12 protein-coding genes and 1 tRNA gene are annotated in these 13,348 nt (G+C 62.6%); 7 read left to right on the forward strand and 6 right to left on the reverse strand.

The annotated features are described in order from the left end of the window. Positions 1 to 216: 216 nt before the first annotated feature. Together AC0L2U_RS27685 and AC0L2U_RS27690 are read left to right on the forward strand one after the other, a co-directional pair. Entirely contained in the window at positions 217 to 2,037 is a 1,821-nt protein-coding gene (locus AC0L2U_RS27685; protein ID WP_127810378.1) for an extracellular solute-binding protein, read from the forward strand. A gap of 17 nt (positions 2,038 to 2,054) precedes the next feature. Beyond that, on the forward strand, positions 2,055 to 2,735 hold the full coding sequence (locus AC0L2U_RS27690) for a DsbA family oxidoreductase (protein WP_127810379.1): 681 nt from the start codon (positions 2,055 to 2,057) through the stop codon (positions 2,733 to 2,735). 273 nt (positions 2,736 to 3,008) lie between these two features. Here AC0L2U_RS27690 and AC0L2U_RS27695 read toward each other — a convergent pair whose 3' ends face one another. After that, positions 3,009 to 3,209, reverse strand: coding sequence for a hypothetical protein (locus AC0L2U_RS27695; protein WP_473602912.1), 201 nt, complete (start codon positions 3,207 to 3,209; stop codon positions 3,009 to 3,011). Positions 3,210 to 3,812: 603 nt separating this feature from the next. Here AC0L2U_RS27695 and AC0L2U_RS27700 point away from each other — a divergent pair. Together AC0L2U_RS27700 and mgtE are read left to right on the forward strand one after the other, a co-directional pair. Beyond that, on the forward strand, positions 3,813 to 5,717 hold the full coding sequence (locus tag AC0L2U_RS27700) for an ABC transporter ATP-binding protein/permease (protein WP_292335606.1): 1,905 nt from the start codon (positions 3,813 to 3,815) through the stop codon (positions 5,715 to 5,717). A gap of 273 nt (positions 5,718 to 5,990) precedes the next feature. Next, positions 5,991 to 7,355 carry a magnesium transporter gene (mgtE, locus tag AC0L2U_RS27705; protein ID WP_473602914.1) on the forward strand — a complete coding sequence of 455 codons (1,365 nt, stop codon included), beginning with the start codon at positions 5,991 to 5,993 and terminating at the stop codon, positions 7,353 to 7,355. Positions 7,356 to 7,415: 60 nt separating this feature from the next. On the opposite strand, the gene gor is transcribed toward mgtE, so the two are convergent. The 3 genes from gor to rpiA form a co-directional block, all read right to left on the reverse strand. After that, positions 7,416 to 8,807: a glutathione-disulfide reductase gene (gor, locus tag AC0L2U_RS27710; protein ID WP_128289169.1), complete on the reverse strand. Its 1,392-nt coding sequence runs from the start codon at positions 8,805 to 8,807 to the stop codon at positions 7,416 to 7,418. A gap of 116 nt (positions 8,808 to 8,923) precedes the next feature. Beyond that, positions 8,924 to 9,526 (reverse strand): DUF2059 domain-containing protein, encoded by a 603-nt coding sequence (locus tag AC0L2U_RS27715; protein ID WP_127318742.1) that lies wholly within the window; start codon positions 9,524 to 9,526, stop codon positions 8,924 to 8,926. Next, positions 9,513 to 10,244, reverse strand: a complete 732-nt coding sequence (rpiA, locus tag AC0L2U_RS27720; RefSeq protein WP_027036598.1) for a ribose-5-phosphate isomerase RpiA — start codon at positions 10,242 to 10,244, stop codon at positions 9,513 to 9,515. Before rpiA ends, AC0L2U_RS27715 begins: the two co-directional genes overlap by 14 nt. Positions 10,245 to 10,880: 636 nt before the next feature. Here rpiA and AC0L2U_RS27725 point away from each other — a divergent pair. Both AC0L2U_RS27725 and AC0L2U_RS27730 read left to right on the forward strand, forming a co-directional pair. Next, positions 10,881 to 11,564 (forward strand): phosphoglycolate phosphatase, encoded by a 684-nt coding sequence (locus tag AC0L2U_RS27725; RefSeq protein WP_128310019.1) that lies wholly within the window; start codon positions 10,881 to 10,883, stop codon positions 11,562 to 11,564. 140 nt (positions 11,565 to 11,704) lie between these two features. After that, a tRNA-Val gene (locus AC0L2U_RS27730) sits at positions 11,705 to 11,779 on the forward strand. 46 nt (positions 11,780 to 11,825) lie between these two features. Here AC0L2U_RS27730 and AC0L2U_RS27735 read toward each other — a convergent pair. Beyond that, a complete protein-coding gene (locus tag AC0L2U_RS27735; protein WP_128290085.1) occupies positions 11,826 to 12,179 on the reverse strand; it encodes a hypothetical protein in 354 nt (117 codons plus the stop codon). A gap of 673 nt (positions 12,180 to 12,852) precedes the next feature. Between AC0L2U_RS27735 and AC0L2U_RS27740 the strand changes: the two genes are divergently transcribed. Next, on the forward strand, positions 12,853 to 13,110 hold the full coding sequence (locus tag AC0L2U_RS27740) for a PepSY domain-containing protein (protein ID WP_128290084.1): 258 nt from the start codon (positions 12,853 to 12,855) through the stop codon (positions 13,108 to 13,110). A gap of 11 nt (positions 13,111 to 13,121) precedes the next feature. Here the strand turns inward: AC0L2U_RS27740 and AC0L2U_RS27745 are convergent. Continuing rightward, positions 13,122 to 13,348: hypothetical protein (locus AC0L2U_RS27745; protein ID WP_473602915.1), on the reverse strand; the 227-nt coding region annotated here is incomplete at its 5' end.

Consider the following 13,348-nt stretch of genomic DNA (forward strand, 5'->3'; position numbering starts at 1 on the left):
CAAATGATCCCGGGACCGGCTTCTTCGTGCCGTGTGGTCCAGCTACCTGTTGCCGAAATGAGGCAACAGAATGACTTCGGAGGGCGTGTTACACTGCAAGCGAGGCCGAATCCAGCCCGGCGTCAGCAATTGTTGAACGCGCGGTTGGCCGGCGCGCAGCCGCCTCATGCTAGGGTGCACACCGAATCATCAAGCCGACCCAGTAAGGAGACGGTCATGGGCCGCGTTGTTGTTTGGCTGATCACCGGGATATCGTTTCTCGCCCTTTCGCATCAGCCGGCCGCATCGGAGCCGAAGCACGCTATCGCCATGCAGGGCGAGCCGGCGCTACCGCCCGGCTATACGCATTTCGATTACGTCAATCCCGACGCGCCGAAGGGTGGCTCGATCACCTATTGCGTCGTCGGCAGCTTCGACAATCTGAACCCTTTCATCCTCAAGAGCCTGCGCACGACGGCGCGCGGCATGATGGATACGATCTTCGGCAATCTGGTCTTCGAGCCGTTGATGCAGCGCAATGCCGACGAGGCTTTCACGCTCTACGGTTTGTTGGCCGACAGCGCCGACATGGACCCGGAGCGCAAGAGCATCGAATTCCATCTCAATCCGAAGGCCAAATGGTCGGACGGTCAGCCGGTGACGCCGGAGGACGTGCTGTTCAGCTATGACGTCTACACCGAGAAAGGCCGCCCGCCTTACAGCGATCGCATGGCCAGGGTCGCCAAGCTCGAAAAGACCGGCGATCACAGCGTGCGCTTCACCTTCAACGACAAGGCCGATCGCGAATTCCCGCTGATCATCGCGCTGACCCCGATCATCCCGAAGCACGCCTTCGACAAGGAGACTTTCGACAGGACGACGCTCAAGCCGGTGATCGGCAGCGGCCCTTATAGGATCGCGCAGGTGCAGCCCGGCCAGCGCATCGTGTTCAAGCGCAACCCGGACTACTGGGGCAAGGACGTCCCGGCCAAGCGCGGTTTCGACAATTACGACCAGATCACCATCGAGTATTTCCTCAACGCCAACGCCAAGCTCGAAGCGTTCAAGAAAGGCCTTTGCGCCATCGACGACGACAGTGATCCGGTGAAGCGCGAGCGCGATCTCGATTTTCCGGCCTTCCACAAGGGCGACGTCGTCGCCGAAACCTTCGACACCGGCATTCCGCCCGTGGTGACCGGTTTCCTGTTCAACACGCGGTTGCCGAAATTCGCCAACCCTGTCGTGCGGCGCGCGCTCGGCATGCTCTACGACTTTGAATGGGCCAACAAGAACCTGTTCGGCGGCAAATACACGCGCACGATGAGTTACTGGCAGAATTCCGAGCTTTCCGCGATCGGCCATCCGGCCGACGACAGGGAGAAAGCGCTTCTGGCGCCCTACCCCGGCCGCGTCCCGGCCGATGTCATGGACGGTACATGGCGGCCGCCGGTGACCGACGGATCGGGCCAGGACCGCCGCGTGCTGAAGGCAGCCTTCGATCTTTTGAAAAGTGTCGGCTACCACGTGCAGAATGGAACGATGCTCGATCCCGAAGGCAAACCCTTCAGCTTCGAAATCCTGACCGCATCGCAGGACGAGGAGCGCCTTGCCGGCATCTACCAGCGCACGCTGGAGAAGATCGGTATCGATCTCACCATTCGCAGCCTCGACGGCGACCAGATCCAGTCGCGCAAGCAGCGCTTCGATTTCGAGGTCCTGATCGGATCGAGCGGCTTCAACAATTCGTTGTCGCCCGGCATCGAGCAGAGCGGGCGCTGGAGTTCCGCCGCGGCCAGGACGGAAGGCTCGTTCAATCTCGCAGGCGTCGCCGATCCGGCTGTGGACGCGGCGATCGAGGCGATGCTGCGCGCCCGCTCCAAGGAGGATTATGTTGCCGCCGTTCGCGTTCTCGACCGGCTGCTGATCTCCGGCAACTACATGGTGCCGATGCAGCACAACACGCAGCAATGGATTGCCTACTGGAACTACCTGGAACATCCGCAAAAGACGCCCATATTCGGGTATCAACTGCCAACATGGTGGCGCAAACCCAACTGAGGGATCAGGAGATCGAGATGAGCGAATTGAACGCCATCACCGTCGATGTGGTGTCCGATGTCGTCTGCCCCTGGTGCTTCATCGGCCAGAAGCGGCTCGACAGGGCGATTGCCGCCGTCGGCGATGTCGACGTGCATGTCCGCTGGCGGCCGTTCCAGCTCGATCCGACCATTCCGCCTGAAGGCAAGGACCGCCGCGAATACATGCTGGCAAAATTCGGCAGTGATGAGCGCATCCGCGAGATTCACACCCGCATCGAGCCGCTGGGCGAAGCGGAAGACATTTCCTTTGTCTTCGACGCCATCAAGGTGGCGCCGAACACGCTCGATGCGCACCGGCTGATCCGCTGGGCAGGTGCCGCCGGCGAAGCCATTCAGAACAGGCTTGTGCGCCGGCTGTTCCAGCTGAATTTCGAGGAAGGCGCCAACATTGGCGATCATGCCGTGCTGGTCGAGGCGGCGCGAGAGGCCGGCATGGATGCGTCCGTGGTCGCCACGCTTTTGCCGACCGAGGCCGATGTCGAGGCGGTGCGCACCGAGATCGCCACCGCGTCGCGCATGGGCATTTCTGGCGTGCCGTGCTTCCTGCTCGAGGACAAGTACGCGGTCATGGGCGCACAGGATGCCGACACGCTGGCCGATGCCATTCGCCAGGTGGCCGCCGCCAAGGCGCGCGGCGAACTGGACAAGGCCGGCTGAGCCGACCGCCCTCTCCTCTCCGCGACAGCAGCAAACGTTACTTCACCGTCGCCTTGGCCTTGCTGATGAAAAATCCATGGCCGTTCGTGGCCGTGCAGGTCAGTCCCTTGGTTGACGACTGGCACGAGAACGGCCCGGCGCTCCAGCTGTTGCCGTAGCCAAGCTTGTCGACATCGCTGCAGCAGCCCTGCTCGCCTGGGTTTTTGATCAGAGTGGCTGGCCCCTTCGGACCCAGGATAATCGTGACGTAGCTCGGCTCGACGCGCGAGCAACTCAGCTCCGGGCCGCCATCCTTTGGCTCATAGGTGCCGGTGCCGCCTTTGGGCGTGTGATGCAGCCGATGTTGCCGGACGGCGTGTTGAACTCGATCTGGCCTTCGGCGCTGGCCGGGATGCTCTGCGCGCCGGCATGCGCCAAAGGTACGAGGGGCAGCCAGGCGAAGAGGGACAGGATTGCGGCCGCGCGTGCAAGCATTGGGAGCTTCCTTGTTGGAGAACCGAATATGCATGAATGTCGACGATGCCGGGCAAGGTTCAATCCCAGGTGGATGAATTGTCAAACGCAGTCCCTCAGCTGACCGGACAAGACGGAACGCGCCGCTCGATCGATTCTCCCGTCACTTCCTGCCCCTGGCAAGGACGACCACGGCATTCCTGGCGAGTCACGAACCGCAAATTTTCGAGCTCTCTGGGCCGTCCGCAGTGAGAAAACCGATCGCTCGACACGACTTCGAGTTCACGAAACCGTGTGAAAGCCTTCCCCAGGGGAAGCTCCATCGACGGCATTTTATTGAAGATCAAGTATCTGAAATCAATATCGATATTCTGATTATTGCCGACCGTTGTCGCTACATTTCAGCGTGTAATCTGTTGCCTCACGGCAACGGCTGCCGGGGCAATCCGGTCGGGCCGGTTTTTAAATTAATGGAAAATGATCAATTGGTGTTACCATCCGTAACAAAAGAAAAAAGGTTTGGGCGGGATCGTGATTCGGGTCGGTAGACCATCGCAAGAGTCAGTACCGGAAAAAACACCTCGCGATGCCGCAGGGCGATCGCTTCTGACGCCGGTGTCGTCGATGCGCAGCTTCTGGGGCCTGATGCGGGCCTACTGGGTTTCCGACCGCTGGAAGGAAGCCTGGACGCTGACGCTGGTGATCGCGGTGCTCACGGCGCTGTCCAGCAAGGCCGGTGTCTGGTTCGCCGAAGCCTCCGGCGAACTGGTCAATTCGATCGCCTTCTTCCATGACGCCGCCAACACCACGCCGCTTCGCTCGCTGCTGATCAATGCCGGCGTCCTCGTGCTGCTGGTGGTACTCAAGGACGCTGGCTTCACCGGCGTCCGCAATCTTGTCTCGGCGACATTGCACCGCAAATGGCGCGGTTGGTTGGACAGCCGCTTCAATGAAGCGCTGCTGGATGGCAACCATACGCATTTCCATGCCCAGCATGCATCGACCGGCAGCGGCGCACCGGCCCCCGACAACATCGACCAGCGTGTCCAGGAATCCATCAAGGACATGACCGGGGGCGCCATCGGGCTCGCCATGGGCGTACTGGCCGTCGCCACCTCGCTCTTCTTCGTCGGCCAGAAGCTGCTCGAAAACTCCGTCGAGGTGAAGGGGCTGGAGTTCCTCGGCAGCTATGGCAGCGCCATCCTGGCCTTCCTGGCCGTCGCCACCTATGTGCCGCTGAACACATGGATCGCCGTCAAGCTCGGCGGCCTGCTCGAGCGCCTCAACGTCAGGATGCAGAAGGCCGAAGGCAGCTATCGCGGCGAACTGACGACGTTCCTGCGCCGCTCCTTCCATGTCGCGGCGTCTCAGGGCGAAGGCGTGCAAAGGACCATGCATGGCCGGCTCTATGTCGATATCGACGGCACCTGGACGCGGCTGAACATCGTCAACACCGTCTATATGTCGTTCGAGCTGATCTACAATTTCATCGGCGCCCGCATTGTCGCCTATGGACCGGGCCTCGTGCCGTTCATCCACAACCGCCTCGATCTGAAGGGCTATATAACCGGCTCCGAGCTGGTCAATTCTCTGATCGGCCAGTGTTCGTGGTTCATCCACGTCATGCCCGCCATCGCCACGCTGCGCGCCAACAGCCAGCGTGTCACCGAGTTGGCCAACGCGATCGAGAATGTCCAGCATCCGCAGGAATTCTACAGCCAGACCGGCCGCTCCGATTTCCACTACACCAGCCAGAACCCGGTTTTCGGCCTGACCATCCAGAAGCTCGAACTGGCGCATCAAGGCGAGGATGCGACGCCCTTCCTCAGCGCCGCCAATTTGCGCTTCCGGCGCGGCGAATGGACTTTCCTGAAGGGCGAGTCCGGCTGCGGCAAGACCTCGCTGATCAAGGCGATCAACGGCCTGTGGCCCTATGGCCGCGGCACCATCGTCTTCCCCGAAGGCGTGAAGAGTTTCTATGCCGCCCAGGAGGTTAAGCTGCAGCCTGTGTCGCTGAAGCAACTGGTCTGCCTGCCGGGCTCCGAGCACGACCATGGCGACGCGCAGGTGGCGTCGGCGCTGCACAAGGCCGGGCTTGGCGACTTCATCGAGCACATGGCCGACGAAAGCCGCGAAGGCAAAAGCTGGGACCAGGTGCTGTCGGGCGGCCAGAAGCAGAAGCTGGTGGTGGCTCGCATCGTGCTGCAGCAGCCGGGGCTGCTGTTCCTTGACGAGGCGACCGGCGCGCTCGACCCCGACGGCAAGGTCGCCTTCCACCAGGCCATCAAGGACAACTGCCCCGATGTCACGGTGATCAGCGTCATGCACGAAGCGGTTGCGCCGAGATCGATGAGCGGCAGCGAATTCTATCACAGCATCGTCGCGATCGCCGACGGCGTCGCCACCAAGAAGCCGCTGGTTCCGACCCTGCCCGCCGAGCTCACCACCATTCTCGTGCAGCCCAGGCCGGTCCCAAGGCCGGTCGAAGACAAGTGGCTGCGTTTCTCGCGCCGGCTGAAGCAGAAATAACGGTTATTCCACCCCGGTCTGCCGAGGCGAACGGCGGCCGGCGATCACAGTCTCGCGATCTTGGCCGCTCGTCGGCATTTTCCCTCCTCACCGCGATTGACACGGCAAGGCGCGCTCCTATGTTGCGCCCGCTTGCAGATAGTAAAAACGCGAACCCGCAAGCGGAAAGGTCACCGCGCCATGCCTGGCGACAGTCACAGTCGAACGCAACAGCCGTCCGCCCTGACGTGACCTCACATGGTTCATGTCCTGCCGGACGGCAAGGAGTGAGCCATGAACGAATTTACCACGGTGGCAAGCGACGAGGCCGTCGCGATTGCCCGTATCCTAGCCAACGATCACGTCGCCGACATTGTCGAAGCCCTCAACAGGGAGCCTCGAGAGAACGCGACGGAACTGCTCTGTGAAGTGACGTTCGAACGTCTGGTCGAGATCTTCGACCAGCCGGAACTCGACGGCGCGTCCGAACTCATGGAGGCGCTGCCACGCGCCAAGGCGGGCAAGCTGCTCACCGCCATGTCGGTCGACCGTGCCGCCGACATCCTGCGCGAGCTGGAAGAGCCGGCCCGTTCCGAGCTGCTTGGCGGGCTTGCGCCGCCGCTGCGCGCAACGCTGCTGTCCATCCTCGGCTATCCCGAAGGCAGTGCCGCATCGATCATGACGACGGAGTTCGTCAGCGTGCCCTCGGACTGGACCGTCGGGCAGACGCTCGACTACATCCGCAAGGTCGAGCGGACGCGCGAGACCGTCTACGCGATCTATATCGTCGATCCGACGACGCACCTGCTTGTGCGCTCGACGGGCCTGCGCCGGCTGATCACCGGTGAGCCTGACGATCCGATCATGACGGTGGCGCCGGATCACCTTCCGGTGACGGTCGGCCCGCTGACCGATCGCGAAACCCTGGCGCAGACGATTTCCAAATACGATCTGCTCGCCCTTCCGGTCGTCGACCATGGCAAGATCCTCGGCATCGTCACCATCGACGACATCATCGACACGATGGTCGCGGAGACGACCGAGGACGCGCACCGTTTCGGCGGCATGGAGGCGCTGGACGAGCCGTACATGAAGATGAGCTTCCTCGCCATGATCAGGAAACGCGGCGGCTGGCTGTGCGCGCTGTTCATCTCGGAGATGCTGACGGCCAACGCCATGCAGAGCTATGAGGGCGAGCTGGAGAAGGCGATCGTGCTGACGCTGTTCATCCCGCTGATCATGAGCTCCGGCGGCAATTCCGGCTCGCAGGCGACCTCGCTGGTCATCCGCGCGCTGGCGCTGCGCGAGATCGGTCTTGGCGACTGGTGGCGGGTGGCGCTGCGTGAGCTGCCCACCGGCTTGGTGCTGGGCGCCATGCTCGGCGTGGTCGGCGTCTGCCGCATTGCGCTGTGGCAATATATGGGCTTCTACGATTATGGCCCGCACTGGCCGCTGATTGCCACCACGGTGGGTGCTGCACTGGTCGGCATCGTCACCTTCGGTTCGCTGTCGGGGTCGATGCTGCCGTTCGCCTTGAAACGTATCGGCTACGACCCTGCCAGCGCATCGGCGCCGTTCGTCGCCACGCTGGTCGATGTCACCGGGCTGGTGATCTACTTTTCGGTGGCGCTGGTGATCCTGCGCGGCACGCTGCTGTAGCGACTATCTCCGCCGTGGCATGACCTTGCCGCGGCGGAGTTCCTCAACCCGGATTTGCCGTCAATCGACGCGCTCGCCGTCCTTCACGCGATAGGTCGGCTTGTACATGGTGACCAGTTCTTCCGCCGCTGTCGGATGCACGGCCATCGTACGGTCGAAATCGTCCTTGGTCAGGCCGGCCTTCAGCGGGATGCCGAGCAGCTGCGCCATCTCGCCTGCATCCGGCCCCAATATGTGGGCGCCAAGCACTTTCTTCGACGCGCCATCGACCACCAGCTTTATCAGCATCTTCTCGTCGCGCCCGGACAGCGTGTGCCGCATCGGCCGGAATGTCGCGCGGTAAATCTCGATGTCGGGGAAGCGCTTGACGGCGTCGTCCTCCGACAATCCGACAGTGCCGATCTCCGGCTGTGAAAAGACAGCGGTCGCGATCGTCTCGTGATCGGGCGCGGTCGGATTTCCCTTGAAGGCGGTTTCGATGAAGCACATCGCCTCATGGATCGCCACCGGCGTCAGCTGCACGCGGTTGGTGACGTCGCCGATCGCCCAGACGTTGTCGATGTTGGTGCGGGAATATTGGTCGACGGCGATGGCGCCGGTCTTGGTCATCTCCAGTCCGATGCCTTCCAGGCCCATATTCTCGGTGTTGGGAATGCGGCCGATGGCCAGCATCACCTGGTCGACGGTCAGCACCTCGCCGCCGCTGACGAGCGCGTCGAGCCGGCCGTCCGGCCGCTTGCGGATCCATTCGGACACGGAATGGCAGAGGATCCTTATCCCCTTCTTTTCCATCGTCTCGTGCAGCATGCGCCGCAGGTCCATGTCGAACCGGCTCAGGATCTCCTTGCCGCGATAGACCAGCGTGGTGTCGACGCCGAGACCGTGAAAGATGTTGGCGAACTCGACGGCGATATAACCGCCGCCCTCGATCATGATCGCCTTGGGCAATTCCTTGAGGTCGAAAGCCTCGTTGGAAAAGATGCAATGTTCATGGCCGGGCAGCGCCGGATGCGCCGCCGGGCGGCCGCCGGTGGCGATCAGGATCTGGTCTGCCGTGATGGTGCGATCCTCACCCAGAAGATGCACGACATGCGGATCGACGATCATGGCGCGCGAGTGGAAGGTCTCGCCGCCGGCGCCCTCGACGTTCCTGACGTAGATGGCCTCCAGCCGGCTGATCTCGCGATCCTTGTTGGCGACCAGCGTCTGCCAGTCGAAACTGGCTTCCGGCACCGTCCAGCCATAGCCGGCGGCGTCGGCGAAATGCTCGGGAAATTGCGAGGCATAGACATAGAGCTTTTTTGGCACGCAGCCGCGGATGACGCAGGTGCCGCCATAGCGATATTCCTCGGCGATGCCGACTCGCTTGCCGAGAGCCGCGGCGACACGCGCCGCCCTTACCCCGCCCGAACCGCCGCCGATGACGAAAAGATCGTAGTCGTAACCAGCCATGACGCGGCTCCCAGGCTTCAGAAATGTGTCAGACAGGTAGGCCGCAAACCGTCAAAAGAAAAGCCCGGACAGGCCGGGCTTCGCGGGAGGCCGCAAGGCCATTTGAAAATGCGGGGTCAGTTGTTGTCCGCGGGGGCCGCGCCATCGGCGGGCGCTGCGCCATCGGCCGGAGCGGCGGCTCCGGCGGCGGGCGCGGCAGGTGCAGCCTGCGCCTTTGCCTTGGCGGCTGCGGCCAGCGTTTCGCCGACCTGCTGGGCGAGATCGCGGCCGAGGCCGTTCTGCCAGATGTCGGCTGCCTTGACCAGTTCGCGGGTCACCGTCGGGCCGCTATCGAGCAGCTTCTTGCCCGAATCGGAATTGTAGAAGGCGGCGATGTCGGTCAGTTCCTTTTCGGAGAACACTTTTGCGTAGGCAAGTGCGGCTTCCTTCTCGAGGTCGGCGCGGCGCGAGGCCAGCGCCAGCGCCTTCTCGCTGATCGTCTTGCCGATCAGTTCCTGCATGTCCGGGTTCTTCTGGATCAGCTGCGATTCGAGCGCTGCGGCTGCCTGCGGCAGGATGTTGTCGAACGGGTCGGTCGCGTGGATCGCAGCGACCGCCGCGCGGGCGGCCTTCAGGTGCGATTCCGTGACATCCTGCGAAAACGCCGGCGAAGAAAAGGCGAAAACGGCCGAGGCCGCCAGAAGGACGGAAAGGCTGCGAACCCGGTTATGCAACGTCATGATCGGTAGAACTCCCTGGTTTTCGGGCGGCATGGACGGTTTGGATGCCGTCGCCGCCGGCGATGATGGCCGCTGAAGCCAGCCCGATGAAAAGACCATGCTCGACCACGCCCGGAATGGCGTGCAGAGCATTCGAAAGCGCTCTTGTATCCGGAATGCGGCCAAAAGATGCATCGAGGATAAAATGGCCGCCGTCTGTAACAAAAGCCTGGCCGCCCGTCATCCTCAATGTGACCGGCCCGGAAAGACCGAGCTTTTCAGCCGCTGCGGCAACCGCGATTTCAGTGGCGCGCAGGCCGAACGGATTGACTTCGATCGGCAGCGGAAAACGGCCGAGCGTCTCGACCATCTTGGAGCGGTCGGCGATGACGATCATGCGCTGGGACGCCGCGGCGACGATCTTCTCGCGCAGCAGCGCGCCGCCGCCGCCCTTGACCAGGGTCAGTTCCGGGTCGACTTCGTCGGCGCCGTCGACGGTGAGATCGAGCTCTGGCGTTTCCTCCAGCGTCGACAGCGGCACGCCAAGCTCGCGGCACAGCAACGCGGTGCGCTCCGAAGTCGGCACGCCGATGACGGTCATGCCGGTGGCGACCTTTTCGGCGAGCAGCCGCACGAACTCCTCGGCCGTTGTGCCGGTGCCGATGCCGAGCCGCATGCCGTCACTCACATGGGCAAGTGCTGCCCGCGCGGCTTCGACCTTCAACTGCCTTGCATCCATGTCGGTTATTGCCCCGGAAATTCGCTGCCGGGCTCGTAGCATTTTTGCCGGTCCGGTCAAAGCCCCAGGCGGCGGGTCCCCTAGGCGATGCCATTATAGGAATTATTTCCTTGACCGGTGAGTGCAGCTATGCTACATTTTTGCCCATGGTGCTGATTTGCGCCAACAACCCGCCGCTGTGGCGGGTTTTTCATTTCTGGAAGCTCGCCGCGAAATGTCCGGTCCGATGGGGCCTGCTTGCCCGGCGCGCTCGCCCAGGACAATCGGTTCAGGTTTTGGAATTCGCCCCGTCACCCTTTTTCCTGACGCTGGCGCCGCCCCTCACCTGCCTACCGGCATCCTCTCCCCGTATAGTGACGGGGAGAGGGACGCTCTCATCGGTGGTTTCGCCAATCACCAGCGTTGCAAGGAGGGCGCCGTCATTGCGGCCAGCCACTTCTCCCCGTCACTATACGGGGAGAAGTGCCCGGCAGGGCGATGAGGGGCAGCGCCGGCTTCCACAATTGGTGGTCCCGCCACACGTTGAAACTGTCACCGGTCTGAAGCGATTGCCAAGCCGGCTTGCCCCCAGTCAGCTTGCCATGACGCGCCGCAGCCGCTATCGCCTGCCCATTGCACACCTGCCCAGGACAGATCATGACCCGACCGATCATCGTGTTCGACCTCGACGGTACGCTGATCGACACAGCGCCGGACCTGCTCGACAGCCTGAACCACAGCTTGGCCGCCAGCGAGATCGCGGCGGTCGACGAAGCCGGCTTCAGGCGTTTCGTCGGCCACGGCGGCCGGGTGATGATCGAGCGGGCGCACGCCGCCCATCAGCGATCGCTTGCCGTCGAGGAGCACGACCGGCTGCTGAAACTTTTCCTCGACCACTACACGCTCAACATCCCCGGCAAGTCGCGCCCCTACCCCGGTGTCGTCGAGGCGATCGCGCGCTTCGAGGATGCCGGCTATATCCTGGCCATCTGCACCAACAAATACGAAGCCAACTCGCTGGCGCTGATCGAGGCGCTCGGCCTGACCAAACATTTCGCGGCCATCGCCGGCCAGGACACGTTCGCCTTCCGCAAGCCCGACCCGCGCCATCTGATCGAGACCATCAAGCTGGCCGGCGGCGACCCGCACCGCGCGCTGATGGTCGGCGATTCGCAAACCGACATCGACACGGCGAAAGCCGCCGGCATTCCGGTGGTGGCAGTCGATTTCGGCTACACCGACCGCCATGTCCGCGAATTCGAACCCTCGGCTGTGATCTCGCATTTCGATGCGCTGACGCTCGATCTGGCGCAAAGGCTGATCGCCGCGGCTGGAAACTGACCGAAAGGCGGCCGGCGCCGCGTCGCAGACAGGGCTGTGAGGGCAGCAAATCTGATCCTTATCAGAACGCTGGACACCGCCTTGACTTCCCGCACCTGCCTCCCTTATATCGCGGCTCGCTTGGCCTTCGGGCAACGAGCGGGCGATTAGCTCAGCGGGAGAGCACACCCTTCACACGGGTGGGGTCGCAGGTTCAATCCCTGCATCGCCCACCAAAATCCTTACGGAAGTCGGCGATGTCTGGAGATGCACGAGCCGCGATCAGCGCTTCATCGAGTGCAGGATGGCCTGCATGTGCTCTTCCAGGTCGAGTTCACCCCGAGCCTCAGCGGTCAACAGGTAATCGGCCTTGGCCTGGCGGTCGCCTCGGCTGATCGCCGGATAGGAGCAGATGGCCAGCAAGGCTTCCTGTTCGATCCGGTCTGCCCTCTTGCGTTCGTGGCTGCTGCTGCCCACTCGATGAACAGCCCTGTGAAGCCCGACATAGCTGGCTTCATGGGCTCCGATCAGCGCCCGCAATTCGGGTGAGGCCCCTTCCGCTTCGGCAAATTTCGGTTCAATGACCGAGGCCACGGCGGTGAACGCAAGAAGTGTACGGCGGGTGACTTCGGGCATGGCTCATATCCCTGCTGTCTGATCATGCAGGCACACCATAGCACCGGCGCAACGGTTCGAAGAGATGCTCCGGGACGCGACCACACTGTCTGCTGACAAAATGTATTCGCTTCCGTAGCCCGCCCGCCCAGCAGCCGGTGTGGCCTTAAGTCGCAATGATTGGCTTGCGAAAGCAGGGTTTCGGGGCTTCATTGGCACTGCAACCAACACCATATGGTGATCCACAGCCCTCCAAAACGAGAGAAGCTCGCTTTGACGCGGTCGCACAGCGGCCGTCAGCCGGCAATGGCTATGAACCAGGAACCTGAAAAACCATGCCAGAAAATGTCAGACCGATTTCGAAAGACGTCCCCCTCATTCAGCTAGGCGTCTATCAGTGCCGCTTCCCGGTGAGCGAAGACCGGTCAGTGCCCGGCGGTTATCGCTTCTGTGCCGGGCCAACTTCGGCGGATCGCGTCTATTGCGATCACCACCACAGCATCGTGACCGCCGTCGACCCTCGCCGAACCCGTTCAGGTCTCCACCCCGCTCAACGACGCGCCGCGTAAGTCAAACGGGCGGCGGCCCTCATTCGGGCAGCTGCAAACCGGTGGACTGAATCGGCACGCATTCCGGCTGCGGAACAAACCGGCACGCCAGCGAGTTTCTGTCCGACGAAACTTGAGGGAAAGCCATGTCCAGATTGCTTCTGGCGACCAGCGTCGCCGTTCTTCTCGCCGGCGGGGAAGCCTTGGCCGCGGACGACAAGCTGCTGCCGCCGCCCAATGCCAAGAAGCTGTCGGAGATCATCGCCAAGGTCGAGCAGCGCGACGGCTTTCGCTATGTGGACGAGGTCGACTGGGACAGCGGCGCCTACACCGTCACCTATTACACGGCGGACAAGGCAAAGGTTGAAATCACCTACGATCCTGTGACGGCGGAGCCGAAATAGGGTTCGCCGCATCAAATTAGCCAGCCTTTCCCGGCGCCGGCGCCGCCCCTCACCTGCCTGCCGGCACCTTCTCCCCGTATAGTGACGGGGAGAGGGACGCTGTCATCGCCCATTTCGCCAATCACCGGCGTTGCAAGGATGGCGCCGGCGTTGCGGCCAGCTGTCCAGCCGATAGATGGGTAACAGTTTGAACCGGATAGATAGGTAACAGTTTTCCCCCTTATGATGGGTTCGCGGC

This window comes from Mesorhizobium sp. WSM4808, from assembly GCF_055811675.1.

Bases quoted from the DNA above. Each gene is read 5' to 3' on its own strand.
- AC0L2U_RS27685 (WP_127810378.1), top strand. From the start codon at position 217: ATGGGCCGCGTTGTTGTTTGGCTGATCACCGGGATATCGTTTCTCGCC.
- AC0L2U_RS27690 (WP_127810379.1), top strand. From the start codon at position 2,055: ATGAGCGAATTGAACGCCATCACCGTCGATGTGGTGTCCGATGTCGTC.
- AC0L2U_RS27695 (WP_473602912.1), bottom strand. From the start codon at position 3,209: ATGCTTGCACGCGCGGCCGCAATCCTGTCCCTCTTCGCCTGGCTGCCC.
- AC0L2U_RS27700 (WP_292335606.1), top strand. From the start codon at position 3,813: ATGCGCAGCTTCTGGGGCCTGATGCGGGCCTACTGGGTTTCCGACCGC.
- mgtE (WP_473602914.1), top strand. From the start codon at position 5,991: ATGAACGAATTTACCACGGTGGCAAGCGACGAGGCCGTCGCGATTGCC.
- gor (WP_128289169.1), bottom strand. From the start codon at position 8,807: ATGGCTGGTTACGACTACGATCTTTTCGTCATCGGCGGCGGTTCGGGC.
- AC0L2U_RS27715 (WP_127318742.1), bottom strand. From the start codon at position 9,526: ATGACGTTGCATAACCGGGTTCGCAGCCTTTCCGTCCTTCTGGCGGCC.
- rpiA (WP_027036598.1), bottom strand. From the start codon at position 10,244: ATGGATGCAAGGCAGTTGAAGGTCGAAGCCGCGCGGGCAGCACTTGCC.
- AC0L2U_RS27725 (WP_128310019.1), top strand. From the start codon at position 10,881: ATGACCCGACCGATCATCGTGTTCGACCTCGACGGTACGCTGATCGAC.
- AC0L2U_RS27735 (WP_128290085.1), bottom strand. From the start codon at position 12,179: ATGCCCGAAGTCACCCGCCGTACACTTCTTGCGTTCACCGCCGTGGCC.
- AC0L2U_RS27740 (WP_128290084.1), top strand. From the start codon at position 12,853: ATGTCCAGATTGCTTCTGGCGACCAGCGTCGCCGTTCTTCTCGCCGGC.